Below are 19433 nucleotides of genomic sequence, written 5' to 3'. Positions count from 1 at the left end.
CAGGAGCAATTAACGACCTTGCCTACAGCATGTTGAATTCCCGCTGAAAGATCACTTATATAATGGAATTGGTATAATATTAACTTTCCTTATCAGTATCACTATTATTCCCTTCACTTTTATTCATTTGTTTGACGCAAGCCTGACATAAACACTGATGTTCATTAATTGATAAATGGGCAAAATGTCTTCGATCAGAAAATGTTTGTTGATGACACCAACAATCACTCACCTTTTGACCTGAGACCACAGCACATGCATTATCTTCAGCACATAATGGACATTCAAGTTCATTCTGTTTCATTGTTCTGTTCACCTTTTAAATGCTTAACATCAACAGCAGTAAGATTTTTATAAATACGGCCCGCTTTCATCACAAACACTGTCTCTTGTAACGCCTTAATATCACGAAGTGGGTTACCAGAAACCGCAATAATGTCCGCTTCATAACTCGGTTTAATTTGGCCCACCTTAGCGCCATCTAATGCATAATCCCCTAACGCATCCGCAGCATGTATGGTGGCAGATTGGATCGCAGTCAATGTGCTCATACCATATTTAACATAATAATATAACTCTTTGGCATTCTTACCATGCTGAGAAATGCCAGCATCGGATCCTGAAGCGATTTTCACCCCTGCTTTAATGGCTTTCTTTAAACTTTCTATCGCGCTTGCTTGCTGTAACAATCCTTTGTCTCTTATATTATCAGGCATTTGATTAAAAGGAATATAAAGTTCACTCAATGATGCTGTTAACGCAGTTGGAATAAGGTAAACCTGTTTTTCCAACATCAAGTGAATATCTTCACGGGTCAACTGAAAGCCATGCTCTAAGGTATCGACGCCAGCACGGATCGCTAAATGAACACCAGGCTCTGTTTCTGCATGTGCAGCACATTTAATGCCCACTCGATGCGCCGTATCGCAGATCACCTTCATTTCTTCTGCTGAGAATTGGGGAGATTGAGGTACGCCGCCTTCTTCACTGATCACTCCACCAGTCGCCATGAATTTAATGACTTTAGCACCATATTTAATTTGATATCTCACCGCTTTTTGTAATTCTTCAACCCCATCAGCAATACCTGAACGATAATCCAGCTCACGCACACTTGGTGCAAAACCAGTGATATCACCATGACCGCCAGTGCTGCTAATAAAATGCCCAGCAGGAACAATACGTGGACCCGGCACTAAGTCTTGCTTGATTGCTTTATTCAAGGCAACATCAACCGAAAATGCATCAGACGTTGGCAAATAAACACCAATATTCCTCACCGTCGTATAACCCGATAATAAGGTGATTTTTGCATTGTTGGCCGCTTTTAATGCTGATATGGCAACCCCTGATGTCACCATATTCATTTTCATCGCATCATCTAATTCTAAAGATAAGTGAACATGCATATCAATTAGGCCTGGTAATAAATAACGATTGCCAAGATCAATTACTTGAGTGTCTTTAGGGTCTGTTGATCTTTCATGATTAAATTATGTCCGAGATAAACGTGTTTTAATCGCGGCGAGAGGGGTGACGCCTAGTCATTCTAAGCGAATGTCTCTCAACAAAGAGTAAAACACGTTTAGCCGGATCCTACGGACAGCGTTCGTGGCCCCTTTCTACAGCGTTATCGCTTATTTATGTAGAATAACTACACCACACAAGCTCTGCCTTGTATAAAGAAACCACAAACTGCTGCAGAAACAATCAGAAAAGATCAACAGACCCTAGGTAGAGTATCAGGATTAATACTGACTATCAGATTGTTCTTTATTAATACGCGTGGATCGCGAATGATCTCACCTGAAGTCACATCAAGCATATTAGCAGCAACAATTAACTTATATTTATCGTCACTATCACTTGCAACGGCATGCTGCTCCAATGCGAGTAATAAATTGAGTGCTAAAAAACAAAAATAATAGTGATACCGACCATAACCGAATAATCCCTGCATGCCTGTTTTCTCCATAACCCAGTTACTTTATACCAATCTAAGTAAATAAGTGATCATTCAGCGGGAATTAAAAATGCGGTAGGTAAGGTCGTTAATTGCTCCTGCATTAACAGACAGTCCCACCATCCATGGCGGTCGCGTCTGTTTGACGTTAATAGTGATTCTCGGCTTAGGTTCAAACGTCACTCTACCTCCTCCATCCATGCAGTCGTATATCGAAAACAGACAACGCTGCATAACATATTTTTAAACCCGCACAAAGTGAGTCACTCAGGCATTCCACTTCTGCGTTGCATTCATTTAAAAGGGAATGCCCCTTCCTGCATCAATGCGCCTTGAATTGAAAAGCCTAAGTGGCTCTGAATAGCTCATTTACTTGCTTAGATTGGTATTACTTATAGCTGATCAATAGCAAAAATGGTAAATAGTCACGGCTATATAAAAGAGGAATGCAAAGAATGACTAAAAAACGAATAGAAAATAAAGAATGGGGTGACTGATGGGGCTCGAACCCACGACAACCGGAATCACAATCCGGGGCTCTACCAACTGAGCTACAATCACCACTGTTTGGATCATAATGACAAATTCAATGTTTATCATTATTAAAAGAGTGGTCGGTGATAGAGGATTCGAACCTCTGACCCTCTGGTCCCAAACCAGATGCGCTACCGGGCTGCGCTAATCACCGATTAAAGCTATTCTATTTCTAATACAGCGCTTAAAAACAGTAAAAATGGGGTGACTGATGGGGCTCGAACCCACGACAACCGGAATCACAATCCGGGGCTCTACCAACTGAGCTACAATCACCATTGTCTTGCTATATATGATAACGAAATAAGCCTTCTACCGAGAAGGCTTATCGAAAAGTGGTCGGTGATAGAGGATTCGAACCTCTGACCCTCTGGTCCCAAACCAGATGCGCTACCGGGCTGCGCTAATCACCGAATCTTTGACTTTCTATAATTATCACACTAATAATTTGGTCGGTGATAGAGGATTCGAACCTCTGACCCTCTGGTCCCAAACCAGATGCGCTACCGGGCTGCGCTAATCACCGAGAATATATTTTATATCATTTACATGAGAGAAATGGGGTGACTGATGGGGCTCGAACCCACGACAACCGGAATCACAATCCGGGGCTCTACCAACTGAGCTACAATCACCACTGAATACCTCTCTTGCTAACCAATACACTCTCCAACTGGTGCGCCCAGAAGGATTCGAACCTTCGGCCTCACCCTCCGGAGGGGTACGCTCTATCCAGCTGAGCTATGGGCGCCTGCCTTGGTTAGCGACGCATATAGTAGGGATAAATCGCCTCTACGTCTAGTTCTGTTTTCATTTTTTTGTTCATTTGATTAAGTTTTAACAGATCCGCATGATTATCTACCAAGATAATCCACAGCCCTCCACGAAGTATCGCTTGGAAGCGACGGCATTTCATGCTATCAATATACTCAAATAGCTATCTATTTCTTGAAGGTTATAATCCATCTATACCCGTGATACTTGAAGATGCCTGTTTTCAGAGCCTGTAAAAGTGCCTAATTCAAGGCGTATTATTGCCGAAATGCTTATTGCCTTTTAAGATGATACAACGCAGAAGTCGGTGCTTTTACAGACTCCCAACGGGCTGGTTTAAAAGCCTTTTATACTGCGTTACTGAACATCAGCTTAGAATGACTAGGCACGCTGTTCAAAGCCTTGCCTAAAAGGCTTTTAATTCCAGCTGAATCCTCATCTTCAAGTATCACGGGTATAGCGCTTGAATTGAAATAATAAATTACTTAAATTGGCGAGATTCATGTTTAGGGATAAAACACCAGAAGCCAGAGAAGTTGCACGTTTACATAAACGCATTGCTCGTTTAAAAGCACTGGCGAAGAGCTACAAGCGTGCCGAAGTCACTCAAAACGCATTATTAGCCATATCGAATTTAGCGGCGTCAGTCACTTCTCAAGAAGAGTTTTATGGCATTATCTATGATTCAATCGATACCTTAGTGCCCACCGATAATTTTTTTATTGCAACGCTCAATGCAAAAACCCAAAAAATAGAAATTCCTTTTTTTGCCGATGAAAAAGATGCGCACCCACAAGATCTCTATCCAAATGATACCTTGTCTGACACCTTAGCATCTGGACTCACAGGATATGTCTTTAGAACCGGAAAAAGCCTACTGTGTGATAACAAGAAATATCAAACACTACTCGATAATCATGATGTCGTGAGTTTAGGATCCGATTGCCATCAGTGGCTGGGTGTTCCCATTAAAAATAATGGTATTACTACAGGTGTCATTGTCGTCCAAAGCTATGATGAAAATATGAGTTATGGTGATATCGATCTAGAGCTCATGAATTTTATCAGCCAGCACATTTCTACCGTGGCAGAACACCTTCAACATCAAGAGCAGCTTGAACAAGCCATTAGCAAACGAACTGAAGAGCTCAGCATTGCCTACGAAAAACTTAAACAAGAAGTCAGTGAACGCCGCCGAGCTGAAAACTTACAAAAAGCATTATTTGAAATAGCCGATCTTGCAACATCCAATATCGATACTAGCCAGTTTTACGCCGAAATACATAAAGTCATTAGTCGTTTGTTAGCAGCCAATAATTGCTTTATTGCATTACTCAATGAACAACATACGGGCTTAAGCTTTCCATTTTATGTCTCACAATTTAACTCTCCAGCCCCCAAACCCAGAGCACTACAAGATGGATTAACCGAATTTATCATTCAACATCAAAAGCCCAGACTCCTTCATAAAAATGATATCGATGAATTAATTTCATCCCTATCTGTCTATACTCAAGCGCCTGAGCTGAATAATACCCGCCAAATCCACCAGTGGATTGGTATTCCACTTTTTATTCAAGGACAAATCATAGGCGCATTAACTGTCTATAGTTTTAACGCCAACCAAAACTATCATGAAAACGATCTTGAATTACTCACCTTTGTTTCACAACACATTGCAACTGCAATCGAAAGAAAACTTTCAGCCGAATCATTAAAAGCCAGCCATGAACAGTTAGAAGAAAAAGTGGCACAACGCACGCAAGCATTAGCATTACTTAACCAAAACCTTGAAAAAGAAATCACACAGCGTAAACAAATCGAGTACCAATTACAGCACGATGCCAAGCATGACAATCTCACGAATTTACCTAATCGTGCCATGTTTATGGAGCAGCTCTCTCAAGCCATTAAACACTTACGCAGGCATCCAAAAGCGCAATTCGCCTTGCTCTTTATTGATATGGATAGATTTAAGTTATTAAATGACACCTTAGGGCATTTGGAAGGCGATCGATTTTTAATTGAAACCGCCAAACGTCTAAAAAAATGCATTCGAGTCAATGACAATCTAGCTAGGCTCGGTGGCGATGAATTTGTCATATTATTAGACCGTATTAGCCATGAACAAGATGCCATTGAAGTCGCAGAGCGAGTCCTTAAAGCATTAGCTCGGCCCTACCATTTAACACAAAAAGTGTTTTATTCATCCGCCAGTATCGGTATTGCATTAAGTGATCCTCAAGGCGCTGATACCAGTGAGTCCATACTGAGCAATGCCGATGCAGCCATGTACCAAGCCAAGTCTGATGGTAAAGGTTGCTATGTCGTATTTCAACGACAATCTAACCAACAGGCAAACAATATCGAACTTGAAAGGGAACTTAAAAGAGCAATAGAAAACAATGAATTACAAATTAGCTACTTACCTATTTTAAACCTCACTAACCAAACTCTCACCGCTTTTGAACCTCGCTTATTTTGGCTACACCCACAACTTGGAAAAATAAAGCAAGTTCAAATTAATAACATTGCTCAACAAGGTAACTTAAGTATTGAATTAGATAAGTATGCATTAAAACAGATCAGCGCCGATTTTGCCCATTTACAAACCTATTGCACCCAATGCCTGCAAATTCACCTGTCACTTTCCAGCCAGCATTTGAAACATAAACATGCATTGCGCAGTCTAAAAAATCAGTTAAAAAAGTGCCAATTTAATTTAGAGCAGTTATTTCTATTCTTTAATGAAAGATCTTTTGTGCAAGATAATAATATCCATATCAATGCGTTTGAATCTTTAGCTCAGTTACAAGTCAAATTAGGCATTGACGATTATGGCAGTGTCAATGGCGCAATAAACAGTCTCACTTTCTTACCTATTAGTGTACTAAAGCTTGATCCCAGTTATTGCACACATTTAGAGAGTCGATCTCATTTCAAACTCGCCAAAGCTTATTTTTTAGCTGCACAAGCATTAGGGCTTACCCTCAATGCAACAGGGATCACTCACTCTAGTCAGATAGATAAACTCACAGAAATAGGGATCACCATTGGACAGGGACAATCACTGGGAAAAGTCCTAGTGCTCCCCAAGGCTGTTGCTCTCGATTGTGCTTAAATTTTATTTACTTTTAAGCATATTCCTTAAATGCGCAATATTACTTTTCCCTGTCGCCTGCTGCTGCTCTGGTGAAGCTTGTGGTTTACGACTTTCCCAAATGAGATCGTCTTGAGGTAACTCCATTAAAAAGCGACTTGGCTCACAACGCAGAGTTTCACCAAATTGCCGTCGTTCTCGGCAAAGCATAAACCATAACTCTTTTTGTGCACGCGTGATCCCGACATAGGCTAAACGACGCTCTTCTTCGACATTACCTTCATCAATGCTCGTTTGGTGAGGCAAAATACGCTCTTCTGCCCCCACCATGAACACATAAGGAAACTCTAAGCCTTTTGATGCATGAAGGGTCATTAACTGAACCTGATCCCCTTCCTCATCTTCATTGTTACGCTCCATCATATCCCTTAAGGTTAAACGCGTCACGACCTCAGGCAAAGTCATCGGCTCGTCTAAATCATCACCTGCCAACATTTCAGTCACCCAGCGATAGAGTTCTGAAATATTCTTCATTCGCATTTCGGCGGCTTTTGCACTCGTACTGTTTTCATAAAGATAATCTTCATAATTTATCTTTCGCACTAAGGTTTTAACCGCATCAACAGGGTCGCCTCTCGTTACCGCTTCTTCAGTATCGACAATAAAACGACCAAACTGGTATAAAGAAGACATAGCTGCAGGCGACAAATAGTGATTAAGATCAGCCTCAAAAATCGCTTCAAACATTGAAATATGCCGTTTATTCGCATAATTACCTAACGCTTCTAAGGTTGCAGGCCCAATCCCCCGCTTAGGGAGATTCACAATACGTAAAAAAGCATTATCGTCATCCGGGTTCACCACTAGACGCAGATAGGCCATCATATCTTTAATTTCAGCACGACTAAAAAAAGACGTTCCACCACTGAGTTTATAGGGGATCCTATTGGTCATTAACGCTCGCTCAAGTAGCCTAGATTGATGATTGCCCCGATATAAAATTGCGTAATCACCAAACTGAGTTCGCCCAACAAATTTATGCCGAATAATTTCAGCAATCACTCGCTCGGCTTCTTGCTCTTCGTTAGCAGCCACTAATACTCTCAGTGGCTCGCCATAAGCCAACTCACTAAAAAGCGTTTTATCATAAACATGGGGATTATTAGCAATCAAAATATTAGCCGCACGCAAAATACGTTGACTTGAACGGTAGTTCTGTTCCAGTTTAATGAGTTTGAGTTTAGGAAAGTCCTGTCCGAGTAACACCAAATTCTGTGGTTTCGCGCCCCGCCAAGAATAAATAGATTGATCGTCATCTCCCACGACGGTAAAACGAGCGCGCTGACCCACTAACAATTTAACCAGTTCATATTGGCTGGTATTAGTATCTTGGTATTCATCCACCAGCAAATATCGAATTCGAGTTTGCCAGCGTTCTCGCACTGTTTCATTATGCCTTAATAGCAATGTCGGAATAAGAATTAAATCATCGAAATCCAGTGCATTATAGGCTTTCATATGCTGAGCATAGCGTTGATATAATAATGCAAACAATTGCGATTGTTCATCTTTAGCCATTTTTCTTGCTTGTTCAGGAATGACTAAATCCCCTTTCCAGTTAGAAATGGCACTCGCCAATGCTTTCAATAAGTCTTTGTCTTCTTCTAACTCGTTTTGCGTCAATTCCTTTAATAAGGCCAAGCTGTCTTGATCATCAAATAGCGAAAAACCAGGCTTTAACCCCAGCACTTTATATTCTCGTTTAATGATTTCCAATCCTAAAGTATGAAAAGTGGAAATCCACAAGCCTCGAGCCTCTTTGCGTCCCATAGATTGAGACACTCGCTCTTTCATTTCACGAGCCGCTTTGTTCGTAAAGGTGACTGCCGCTATCTGACGTGCTTTATAACCACAATCTTTTACTAAATGGGCAATTTTATTAATAATCACACGTGTTTTACCACTACCCGCTCCTGCCAATACTAAGCAAGGGCCAGTAACGTAATGAACGGCATCGTTTTGTCCAGGGTTTAGCTTCATCAGTAAGTGACAACCAATACATAAAGAAATAACAAGCCAACATGATACCAGAAATATGGCTTACCATAAGCGAAAAACATAACCAAGTATCGAACCCAACAAGCCACTTAATTAGCCCTTCACTCAAAAATAGCCCTTTACACTTCCCTCTTTATATTCAGCAAGAATTAATAATAATTCATGTTAATGTATAACCATTGTTAAGCAATATTCGACTTAACACACTTAAGGTTTTAAAACATATTTTTACTTACTCACAAAAAACAAGACTTTAAAATATCGACTAATATTAATATTAATCAAACACATTTGTTATAACAATTAAATTACAGGGCAGTCAGGCATATGAAAAAATGGTTTACAGTCATGCTCATCATTGTTGTTCTCGTTTTTGGATCCGTCATCGGCTTCAATCTCTTCATTAAGAAAAAAATAGCCACGTTTATTGCTAATATGCCGGAACCTGAATTTCCAGTCACAGCGATAAATATCACTCCCACCACTTGGCAACCCAAACTTCATGCCATTGGTTACGTAGAGCCAAATCAAGGGGGAACCTTATCCAATCAAGATGCCGGTGTCGTTAGCTCAATCAATTTCGAAAATGGTGCGAAAGTCAAAAAAGGGCAGTTACTGATTGCGCTTAACACAGATGTTGAAAAAGCAAATCTTGAAAATAGCGTGGTGCAATTACCTGCCGCAAAAGCAGATTATGAACGTAATTTAGCACTCTATAAACAAAATTCAGTGTCCAAGCAAGATCTCGATAAAAGTCAATCCACTTATCTGGCATTAAAAGCAAGCATTGAGAGTTTAAAAGCCACCATTAGTCGGCGAGAAATTAGAGCCCCTTTTGATGGCATTATGGGAATAAGAGAGGTCAACCTAGGTGATTACTTGAACATTGGTACCGATGTGGTGGGTATTGAAGATCTCACCAATATGAAAATTCGCTTTACCATTCCTCAGACCCAACTTTCAAAAGTCTTTGTTGGACAAAAAATTAATACCTTTGTGGATAGTTACCCCAAAGTGCCTTTTACTGGCACTATTACAGCAATAGAACCTGCCGTATTTGAACAAAGCGGTCTCATTCAAATACAAGCACAAATCCCCAATGCCGACAATAAATTACGTAATGGTATGTTTGCCGAAGTCGATATATTACTGCCAAAAATCGACAACCAAATAGTCCTCCCTAGAACCGCCATCACCTACACGCTTTATGGTAATTCTATCTATGTCATTAAAAATGAAACTGAAAAAGGAAAAAAAGTTCAACGAGTGACTCAAGTAGAAGTGCAAGTATTAGAAAGAACCAGTGGCAAAGCACTGGTCAAAGGTCAACTCAAAGCAGGCGATAAAATTGTCACTTCAGGGCAAGTTCGCTTAAGTAATAACAGTAAAGTCAAAGTGACGGAGAACTCAGCCTTACCCACTCCAACCACTATGCCGAAACTATAACAGGAGGAAGTGGCGATGCGCTTTACTGATACTTTTATCCGTCGACCAATTCTGGCTATTTCAATCAGTTTACTCTTGTTATTATTAGGGGCGTATTCTTACTTAGGAATGCAAGTACGCGAATACCCTAAAATGACGAACACTGTCATCACAGTCACCACCAATTACTATGGCGCCGATGCAGATCTGATCCAAGGATTCATTACCCAACCAATAGAACAAGCCATTGCGCAAGCAGATAATATTGATTACATGAGTTCTACCAGTATCTTGGGCACATCAACCATTACCGTCACTATGAAGCTCAATACTGATCCCAATGGCGCATTGGCCGAAATCCTTTCAAAAGTTAACTCTGTTGGCTCTCAAATCCCCAGTGAAGCACAAGATCCCACCATAGCCATGTCAACAGGCTCTCAAACTTCTGTACTGTATATTTCATTTAATAGCCAAGAGCTCAATGCCAGTCAGATCACCGATTATTTAAACCGAGTTGTCACTCCGCAGTTATTTACTATCTCTGGTGTCGCTAAAGTGAATCTCTATGGAGGGGTGACTTATGGCATGCGGGTTTGGCTCGATCCTGCAAGAATGGGAGCCTTTAACATTTCATCCAGTGATGTCATGAATATCTTGCAGGCCAATAACTATCAATCTGCTGCCGGTCAAGCCAATAGCTATTACACCACCTTAAACAGCACCATTAATACACAAGTCACCACGGCAGAAGAGCTCAATCAATTAGTCATCTCCACCACAGATGATGGTAAAGTGATCCGCCTAGAAGATATTGGTCATGCTAGCCTAGCCAAAAGCCGTGATACTATTCGCGGTATGGCTGACGGCAAAGAAGCCGTCGTCGTCGCTATTGATGTCACTCCAACCGCCAACCCGCTACTCGTAGCAGCAGATGCCAGAGCTATGATGCCGGACATTTTAAAAAACTTACCGCCATCTATGAATGCAAAAATCCTCTATGATTCTTCTATAGCCATCGATGAGTCCATCAATGAAGTGATTAAAACCATAGGCGAAGCTTCTATTATTGTTATTATTGTCATTACCTTATTTTTAGGCTCCCTTCGCGCCGTCATCATTCCTGTTGTCACCATCCCTTTGTCTCTCATAGGCATCGGAATGGTTATGGATATGTTTGGGTTCTCGATTAATTTAATGACCTTGCTTGCTATGGTGCTGGCCATAGGGCTAGTGGTGGATGATGCCATTGTGGTGGTGGAAAATGTAGACAGGCATATCAAGTTGGGTGAAACTCCCTTTAGAGCCGCCATTATAGGCACACGGGAAATAGCCGTTCCGGTTATCTCTATGACCATCACACTGGCCGCAGTATATTCTCCTATCGCGCTCATGGGTGGGATCACGGGATCTTTATTTAAAGAATTTGCGCTCACCTTAGCAGGTTCAGTGATAATTTCTGGCTTTATAGCACTCACCTTATCCCCAATGATGTGCTCTAAGGTCTTACTGTCAAAGCATGAGCCCAAACGTTTTGAAAAAACCGTTGATTCTATATTAAGCCGAGTCACGAGTCGTTATAACATTATGCTTGCAGCAGTACTAAATCATAAACCTGTGGTCCTCACATTTGCGGCCTTTGTTTTAATGTCATTACCCATCATGTTTAGCTTCATTCCGTCAGAACTTGCACCAACCGAAGATAATGGGGTCGTGATGATGATGGGCACAGCCCCCTCAACAGGCAACTTAGATTATATTCAATCTAATATGAAGTTAGTGACAGACATGATCAGTAAACAGCCTGCCGCTGCAGCCTCACTGGCATTTGTCGGTATACCAGCAATCAATCAATCCTTTGGTATTGCTCCTCTTGTTCCTTGGAGTCAACGTAATGAGAGCCAAAAACAAGTCCAACAAGCCTTAGGTGAAGAAGTCAAAAACATTCCAGGTATGGCCATTACCACCTTTGAAATGCCGCAGCTTCCAGGCGCTTCAAGTGGCCTACCCATACAATTTGTCATCACTACCTCTAATCCATTTGAAAGTTTATTTGAGATCGGTATGGACGTATTTGAAAAAGTGAAGAAAAGCCCCTTATTTGTCTTTTCTCAAGTCGATCTAAAATACGATTCAGGCAACATCAATATTCAAATCAAAAAAGACATTGCAGGCAGTTATGGCATCACAATGCAAGATATTGGTCAGACGTTATCGGCCATGATGGGCGATGGCTACGTTAATCGTATTAATTTAGAAGGCCGCTCTTATGAAGTGATCCCACAAGTTGCCCGTAAAAATAGAACAGGCCCAGAATCATTAGCAGAATATTACCTCACAGCAGCAGATGGTCGTTCAGTGCCTTTATCTAGCTTAGTCGACATTACTGTGACGTCAGAGCCTCGCTCTTTCCCCCATTTCGATCAAATGAACTCTATGACCATTAGTGGCGTTGCTCCTCCAGGTACACCTATAGGTAGCGCTATTTCTTTCTTAAAAAACATCGGTGATAATGAATTACCTAAAGGTTATACCTATAGTTTCCTTGGCCAAGCTAGGCAATATGTCGAAGAAGGCAACGCACTTTACGTCACTTTTGTCCTCGCCATTGCCATTATTTTTCTCGTCTTAGCCAGCCAATTTGAAAGCTTACGGGATCCATTAGTGATTTTAGTTTCTGTTCCCCTAGCCATAAGTGGTGCACTTATCGCGTTAAGTTGGACTCACGTCTTTGGACTCACTTCGATGAATATCTATTCCCAAGTCGGACTCATTACTCTTGTTGGCCTCATTTGTAAACATGGTATCCTCATTTGCGAAGTCGCCAAAGAAGAGCAACTCAATAATGGATTGAATAAATTGGCTGCGATAAAACTGGCAACCTCTATACGGTTACGTCCCATTTTAATGACGACAGCGGCTATGGTTGCAGGTCTCATTCCTCTGCTATTTGCATCAGGTTCAGGCGCAGTTTCACGCTTTAACATTGGGCTAGTGATTGTGGCAGGTTTGTCTATTGGCACCCTTTTCACATTATTTGTTTTACCCGTAATGTATATGTATCTTGCACAAACCCATAAACCGCTGCCTGAATTTGATGAGTCAATCCCACCTAAAGAAGCTGAAATCAAGGGATGAACAATCAGATAGCGCCTAAGAACTAGGCGCTATCTTTGGCAAATATAGCATCCCTCAGGTACAATTATGAGTAACAGCCCCCAATAAAAAAGAGCCCAAATGATTAATCCCAAAAAAATTGAAGAAATGGCTAAGCAGTTGACAGACAACCTCCCTAGCGGCTTAAAGCAATTTGCCAGTGAGTTCGAAGATCGCACGAAACAAGTCCTGCAGAATCAACTCATGAAGCTGGACTTAGTCTCACGGGAAGAGTTTGAAGTCCAACAGCATGTATTAGTCAAAACTCGAGAAAAACTGACCGAACTTCAAGAGCAAGTTGATGCACTAGAACAAAAGTTAACGCCATCAGAATAATCATGAGTATATTGAACAATAAAAAAGATCCCTCAAGGATCTTTTTTCATTTATCCCTCAGGGAAAAATACGGCTCATTTAAACTCAGTTGTCACTTTCTCCACACAAAACTTACGGGCTAAATCTTGATCCTTAAGCCCCAGCATTGTATTTGCCGTCTTCAAACAAGTATTGATTTGAGCCACATACTCGCTAAACCATGCCTTAGCACTTTCAAAGGGTAACGAGATCAACTTATTAATAAAGTCACGAGATCCCACTTGAAAATGCATATAATCAATAGGACTATCCCAATCCCCCCCCCATATTACAAAACCATGCTTAGCAAACTCAAGTACCACTTCCTCCGCCATACCAAATCGAGTCACTTTACTCGGCCGATATCTTGCGCGATTGAGGTATTGGCTCATAGCACTTTTAGGGATCACCAAAGCACGAGAATCGGCACCCACATAAAGGTAAGGGTTTTGAAAAGGGTTAATGTCAATCGCCACACCATAAGCATGTTCTGACCAAGTGGTGCCACGAGTGATTAATCGAGAATCAAAAGCATAACTGTTGTTGATATTATCTTTTAATTTTTCTTCTTCACTGAAATATTCTATCGGAATGGCTTGATTGAGTGGAAATTGAAATTGATAAAGCGTGTTGAATAATGACAGCACTTGCTCTGCCACAACGTCAAGTACAATTAAAGCGCCCATGGAACGCGATGATTTATCACTGTCACTCGCTATAATGCTGACAAAGCCTGTCGGAAAGGAAGCAAAAGGAAAAATAACTTTTTTCAATCGTTCGCATTTAATGGGAGAATGACGGTGAAGAACCTGCCTTTGCATCATAAGATCACAGTCTTTAGCAGACACAGAGTAAATACCTGCATGAGTCTCAGCAATAAAATCTTTGGAGTTGACATCAAGGGAGTGATGCATTGAACATGATGAGAAGATCACCGACAAAAACAGAACCGATAAAGTGCCTGATTTCATACTTTCTCCTTAATATCATTCTAGTGATCTGTATCCTGCATATTTATACCACTTAGGTATATACTATAGAAAAAATCCTACTGAGAACCGCCATGAAATTCCAATTAATATTAATCTGGGTAAACAGTCTCTTCTTTACTCTATATGGTCTAGGTTTTATTTTTCTGCCTAATACCCTATTTTCATTTATTACAGATTCACAGCTTACTAGCCCATCGGCACTCATTGATATACGTGCTACATTTGGTGGAATGTCACTTGGATTAGGGATCGTTCTTGCCTTATTCACCCTTACGCCCTCAAATCATCGTCTTGGTCTATGGGCAATTCTGGTTATTATGTTGGGAATGGCATGTTCACGATCGCTTGGACTGCTACAAGAGAATTCGGCCAATAACATGATGTTTATTTATCTAGTCTGTGAAATGATTGTGGCATTACTGGCACTGATTGCACTAGGTTATGATAGAAAAATGATGCAAACAAAAAAATAACTACCCAACTAAAACAATTCACTCAAACTGTATCTATTATTAAATCAACTCTGAAAAAATAAATATGATTCATCCTTGATTGTTCCCCATGGATGGGAAAGATGAAATCAGAGAAAGATTTTACATGTCAAATTGAACAACTGGATAACGCCAGCCTTCACTGCACAGTAAAAAACATCGAGATAGAGGCCCTAGAGTGAATAAAAAAACCATCAAAAAGTCAAGCATAGCTCAAGCTTGGTTACTCATATCAGCGGTCATATTAACCTCTCTTACCTCTTTTATGCTAATGGGAGATATCCGCTTCTTTCCATCACTGGATCTCTCCTCTAACACTGCTCAGTTTTATTATTGGATAACAGAAACAGCATCTTTTCCATTCGCCATAATCACAACATTCATTATTCTTTTATTTTGTGCTATCAGAATCCCTAAGCCATTATTGAAACAGCTTATTTTAACCCTAGCCTTAAGCTTAATCCTGTCTTTAGGATTAGGACAACTCATTAAAATCATCACCAAAGAAATCAGACCTAATATCGCTTTGATGTCTCATTATCACCTATTGAACATCGACACTTTTACCCATTCAAATAAAAGTGCACGCCAAGAATCCATTACTCAGGCTATTCCAAAGCTGAAAGCCATTGATCCCAATATTCAATTGTCTTCCAACATCACCAAACACTGGCAGAGTACAACTAACTATGCCTTTCCTTCTGGACATATGACCTTTGCCGTTACACTCACCTTAGTGGTGAATTACTATTTGATCTTATCTGGAGCGACCCTAGTCCCGATACTCTTAATGATATGGAGTGTGTTAATGGGCTTAAGTCGATTATTTTTAGGCCTACATTGGCCTCAAGATATATTAGCCGCAACGCTACTCTCTATTATTTGCGTTACCACAGGGCTATATTTTATTGGGAAATATTTAAACGCATCACACTCTGTGTCTCCTTAATCTCATTTTTATGAAAAATATAACCCTTTACGCACAATATTCCCGTGACACTTCAATTTGAGTCATAACAAAGAATTTAAAAAAAATCATATAAAGATACAATCTTGAATACTGACTGAACAAAACATCTGCAAACATAGACACTGTTATCACTATCATCAATACTGGCAACTTTCGCATCAACTGCCCATGAAGAGAGATCCAATAACTCTATAAACGGCGCAGTATATCGTTCGAAAATAGTGATTAACATCATCTTGAGATCAGCATGGTAAAACAACATATTTTATTATTTCGTCACCAATCAAAGTTATCATTGGCTCTATCGGCTATCAGTTTAGTGTTTATGAGTGCTTCATTTCAAACAATGGCATCAGACAACTGTCATCACTTAGTCGGTTGCGAAAAAAAATACTGCGAAATAAATCAGCAACTAGACATTGCAAAAAAATATAATAATCAAAATGAAGTCAATGGATTAACAACCGCGTTAGCCCAAGCTAAAACCCATTGTAATCCAGCTGAGTTTCAAGAAAAGTTAACGAAAAAAATCACTCAAGCTAAAAAAGAGCTCGCTGATTATGATACTAAGCTTATTACAGCCGAATCCGCTGGCAATAAAAATAAGATTCAAAAATACCAAAATAAAATTCAAGAAGATGAAAATAAAATCAAGCAGTGGGAAATGGAACTCGCAACATTAAAACAAGCTTCCAAACACTAATATACAAACGGTTTCATCACTCAACATATTCATTCAACTTAAAATATTTAAGTGTATTGCTTCATAATCATTTGCACAGCCATGTTAATAACCAACTGACGTTGCTGCGTATCAGGAGCGGGAGCATTTTTAACGATTTGCGGCCAAAAACAAAAGCCTTTAATAACAGACACAAATTGCATCGCCACTTGTTGCGGCACTTGAGTCTTGATTGCCCCTTGTTTTGCAGCAGCTTCAAACCAACTGATTAAAGGGGATCCTTTCTCATCAAATTCTTTCACTGCATTCTGAACTAAGTGTGGTGAATGAATCGACTCAGCAAAAATGACCTTAGCCATCGCAATAAATGTAGGCAAGGTCAATAATTTGATCTCATTTTCAGCTAACTCTATCAGTTGTTCCTCTAGTGGCATCACATCGGAAAAAACAATCGTCTCCTCAGTATAAAAAAGCATTAACATGCGTGTGGTAATCGCATGGAATAAGGTTTCTTTACTAGGAAAATGATTATAAACCGTCCGTTTAGACACAGAAGCATGCAAAGCAATATCATCCATACTCGTTGCTTTAAAGCCTTTATGTTGAAACTCTTCCATCGCAGCATCTAATATTGATGCTCGCTTTATTTCTGAACGTGTTAATTTTTTTTCTTTAAATTCCACAGGTTAATCATCCCATATCATAAAGCCACCATTATATTACACTTGTCAGTTTACTTTTTCAAAAAATAAGCGTAAATTACACTATATAGTTTACTTTTTATGGTAGTTATGAAATTGATTAATCGCATTTCAATTTTATCTCTCTTTGGAGGCGCAGTAGCACTTATGTCATACCTAACAGACTTTAATGCCAAAACCCAAAGCCCAGCTCAAAAGCCTGATATACTAGCTACCAAGCTCAGTAACCACCATAACCCTAAAGGTGGGTTTATTAATACTGCTGACGACTTCAATGACAATGCAGCTATCTTACCTTTACTCATCCGCTATGCGACAGAAAAAAAAGTGGATGCAATACCTCAACACGCAATTCCTGTTCAACCCGTGACTAAAGCGCAACTCAATGATTTAAAGTCAGATACTATTATTCGTTTAGGTCACTCTAGCCTTTTTATGCTACTCAATGGAAAAAAGTGGCTCATTGATCCAGTATTTAGCGAGAGAGCTTCACCTTTTAGCTTTATTGGCCCTAAACGCTTTCATCAACCGCCTATCGCCCTTAAAGACTTACCCAATATTGATGGTGTTTTAATCTCTCATGATCATTACGATCACTTAGATGAGGCCAGCATTAAACATTTAGCGCAAACTGTTAAGCACTTTGTTGTCCCTTTAGGGGTCGATAAACACTTAAAAAAATGGCAGGTTCCCGCAGCTAATATTCATGCTTTAGACTGGTGGCAATCCATCACTATTGACAATATCACTCTAACCGCAACCCCGACACAACATTTCTCTGGTCGTGGTTTATTTGATAAAAATGAAACATTATGGGCTTCTTATGCCATTAAAACGCCTCAATCAACACTCTTTTTTAGTGGCGACTCAGGTTATTTCGATGGCTTTAAAACCATAGGTGAACGTTTTGGGCCTTTTGACATTACTATGGTTGAAACAGGTGCTTATGATAAAGACTGGGCCAATATTCATATGACACCAGAGCAAAGCTTACAAGCCCATATTGATTTGAAAGGACGTCACATGTTGCCCATTCATAATGGCACCTTTGATCTTGCCTTTCATGCTTGGTATGAACCTTTTAATCGCATTACGCAATTGGCACATCAAGCAAATGTGCCGATACTCACTCCCGTTATGGGACAAGCTGTTACCATCAATAAGTTGCCTCAAACAAGGGATTGGTGGAACCCATACATGGCGGGAAAAGCAATAAAATAACAATGAGAGCTGGATCCCATTGGTTGGACCAAAAAACCGATTTCTTAAGTGAAGAATCCAAATCATATAGCGAACCTTTGTCTCATGAAGTACACCTCATCTGGTATGAGATTATTAAGACTTTGATGATTAAATAATATTAAACTACTAATTAAAGGAATTTAAGTTTACAATCAGCACTAAAGAATCTTCTCATGCATTTTTTCATAATGTCAGCTATAGTGGAAATGATAGATAGGAAATGACTTACCAGTGAACGAATTTTGCTTTCACGAGTAAATATATTACTAATGAGCCACTCTAACAGGGATATTAATACTAACTTGTATCCTTTTTATAAAGAATCATAAAATGAGAACACTATTAAATAAAATTCAAAATATATTTCACTACCTATTATATAAAAAAAGTGAATTTAAAGAAATGAAATACAAAGATATACTGCTAATAAAACTCGTGCTACAAATATACCGAGAAAAAACTAGCTCTAAACAAATTTGGATCCCGCTATATAATTTAAAATCCATTCATAAGATAGATAGAGATAACGCTATAAAATTAAATAAAAAAAGGGTTTCTATTCTCAATAGTAACAAACCACCGTTATTGGATAGTCATCGCATTTCCAAAGAATCTATACATAAATATATGCCATCAATCACTAATATCAAAGTTATACAGGAATCGGAACACACCTATGTAGTATTTGAGGGAAACAGCAGAATTGAGGCACTACAACAAGTTTTCAGTAGAAATGAACCTATACTTATTGAAGTTGAATGTTATTCATTTCATAATCCGAAACTAATCCAACAACAAATAAATAGTATACGTAAACTAAATGGTCTACGTTGATTAAAACTTGGAGGGTACAACAAATAGGGTTTCGGATATTTTCAGGGTAATTAAACAACATATTGAAATTAGCACAATATAGGGGCGTTGTTGCTTAAATCTAAGGAACCATTTGGTCATTCTGTGATCTGATCTTGTCAGTACGAAAACGAGACAGATG

The 19433-nt window shown here is 39.7% G+C and carries 14 protein-coding genes and 7 tRNA genes; 8 read left to right on the top strand and 13 right to left on the bottom strand.

Going from position 1 to position 19433, the window contains the following annotated elements:
- Positions 1–79: 79 nt before the first annotated feature.
- The 10 genes from Q0791_RS20550 to Q0791_RS20505 all read right to left on the bottom strand — a co-directional run bounded on the left by Q0791_RS20550 (position 80) and on the right by Q0791_RS20505 (position 3248).
- Entirely contained in the window at positions 80–304 is a 225-nt protein-coding gene (locus Q0791_RS20550) for a cysteine-rich CWC family protein (RefSeq protein ID WP_299010612.1), read from the bottom strand.
- Positions 291–1451, bottom strand: a complete 1161-nt coding sequence (locus Q0791_RS20545; protein ID WP_299010616.1) for an amidohydrolase family protein — start codon at positions 1449–1451, stop codon at positions 291–293. Before Q0791_RS20545 ends, Q0791_RS20550 begins: the two co-directional genes overlap by 14 nt.
- A gap of 269 nt (positions 1452–1720) precedes the next feature.
- Positions 1721–1960, bottom strand: a complete 240-nt coding sequence (locus tag Q0791_RS20540) for a hypothetical protein (RefSeq protein WP_299010609.1) — start codon at positions 1958–1960, stop codon at positions 1721–1723.
- Between the two features lie 488 nt (positions 1961–2448).
- Positions 2449–2524, bottom strand: a tRNA-His gene (locus Q0791_RS20535).
- Between the two features lie 50 nt (positions 2525–2574).
- A tRNA-Pro gene (locus Q0791_RS20530) sits at positions 2575–2651 on the bottom strand.
- Positions 2652–2697: 46 nt separating this feature from the next.
- A tRNA-His gene (locus Q0791_RS20525) sits at positions 2698–2773 on the bottom strand.
- Between the two features lie 60 nt (positions 2774–2833).
- Positions 2834–2910, bottom strand: a tRNA-Pro gene (locus Q0791_RS20520).
- 36 nt (positions 2911–2946) lie between these two features.
- Positions 2947–3023, bottom strand: a tRNA-Pro gene (locus tag Q0791_RS20515).
- Between the two features lie 33 nt (positions 3024–3056).
- A tRNA-His gene (locus Q0791_RS20510) sits at positions 3057–3132 on the bottom strand.
- Positions 3133–3171: 39 nt separating this feature from the next.
- A tRNA-Arg gene (locus Q0791_RS20505) sits at positions 3172–3248 on the bottom strand.
- A 525-nt stretch (positions 3249–3773) separates the two neighbouring features.
- Between Q0791_RS20505 and Q0791_RS20500 the strand changes: the two genes are divergently transcribed.
- Positions 3774–6392: a diguanylate cyclase gene (locus Q0791_RS20500; protein WP_299010606.1), complete on the top strand. Its 2619-nt coding sequence runs from the start codon at positions 3774–3776 to the stop codon at positions 6390–6392.
- Between the two features lie 3 nt (positions 6393–6395).
- Here the strand turns inward: Q0791_RS20500 and rep are convergent, their stop codons facing one another.
- Positions 6396–8411, bottom strand: coding sequence for a DNA helicase Rep (rep, locus tag Q0791_RS20495; protein WP_299010603.1), 2016 nt, complete (start codon positions 8409–8411; stop codon positions 6396–6398).
- A gap of 345 nt (positions 8412–8756) precedes the next feature.
- Between rep and Q0791_RS20490 the strand changes: the two genes are divergently transcribed.
- From Q0791_RS20490 to Q0791_RS20480, 3 genes are all read left to right on the top strand, one after another.
- Complete coding sequence (locus tag Q0791_RS20490) at positions 8757–9875, top strand: efflux RND transporter periplasmic adaptor subunit (protein WP_299010600.1); 1119 nt, start codon at positions 8757–8759, stop codon at positions 9873–9875.
- A gap of 15 nt (positions 9876–9890) precedes the next feature.
- Positions 9891–12989, top strand: coding sequence for a multidrug efflux RND transporter permease subunit (locus Q0791_RS20485; protein WP_299010596.1), 3099 nt, complete (start codon positions 9891–9893; stop codon positions 12987–12989).
- A 99-nt stretch (positions 12990–13088) separates the two neighbouring features.
- Entirely contained in the window at positions 13089–13343 is a 255-nt protein-coding gene (locus Q0791_RS20480) for an accessory factor UbiK family protein (RefSeq protein ID WP_299010594.1), read from the top strand.
- A gap of 74 nt (positions 13344–13417) precedes the next feature.
- On the opposite strand, the gene Q0791_RS20475 is transcribed toward Q0791_RS20480, so the two are convergent.
- On the bottom strand, positions 13418–14332 hold the full coding sequence (locus Q0791_RS20475; RefSeq protein ID WP_299010592.1) for a M15 family metallopeptidase: 915 nt from the start codon (positions 14330–14332) through the stop codon (positions 13418–13420).
- Between the two features lie 92 nt (positions 14333–14424).
- On the opposite strand from Q0791_RS20475, the gene Q0791_RS20470 reads away from it, so the two are divergent.
- The 3 genes from Q0791_RS20470 to Q0791_RS20460 all read left to right on the top strand — a co-directional run bounded on the left by Q0791_RS20470 (position 14425) and on the right by Q0791_RS20460 (position 16517).
- Positions 14425–14826: a DUF4345 domain-containing protein gene (locus tag Q0791_RS20470; RefSeq protein WP_299010589.1), complete on the top strand. Its 402-nt coding sequence runs from the start codon at positions 14425–14427 to the stop codon at positions 14824–14826.
- 196 nt (positions 14827–15022) lie between these two features.
- Positions 15023–15793, top strand: coding sequence for a phosphatase PAP2 family protein (locus Q0791_RS20465; protein WP_299010587.1), 771 nt, complete (start codon positions 15023–15025; stop codon positions 15791–15793).
- Between the two features lie 268 nt (positions 15794–16061).
- Positions 16062–16517 carry a DUF1090 domain-containing protein gene (locus tag Q0791_RS20460; protein WP_299010585.1) on the top strand — a complete coding sequence of 152 codons (456 nt, stop codon included), beginning with the start codon at positions 16062–16064 and terminating at the stop codon, positions 16515–16517.
- Positions 16518–16564: 47 nt separating this feature from the next.
- On the opposite strand, the gene Q0791_RS20455 is transcribed toward Q0791_RS20460, so the two are convergent.
- Positions 16565–17179, bottom strand: a complete 615-nt coding sequence (locus Q0791_RS20455) for a TetR/AcrR family transcriptional regulator (RefSeq protein WP_299010582.1) — start codon at positions 17177–17179, stop codon at positions 16565–16567.
- Between the two features lie 165 nt (positions 17180–17344).
- On the opposite strand from Q0791_RS20455, the gene Q0791_RS20450 reads away from it, so the two are divergent.
- Positions 17345–18418: an MBL fold metallo-hydrolase gene (locus Q0791_RS20450; protein WP_299010579.1), complete on the top strand. Its 1074-nt coding sequence runs from the start codon at positions 17345–17347 to the stop codon at positions 18416–18418.
- The last annotated feature ends 1015 nt before the right edge of the window (positions 18419–19433 follow it).

This window comes from uncultured Shewanella sp., from assembly GCF_947495455.1.
In the GTDB taxonomy this organism is placed as follows: domain Bacteria; phylum Pseudomonadota; class Gammaproteobacteria; order Enterobacterales; family Shewanellaceae; genus Shewanella.
The sequence above is the reverse complement of the archived record's forward strand: the minus strand, read 5'-3'. Positions and strand labels throughout refer to the sequence as shown.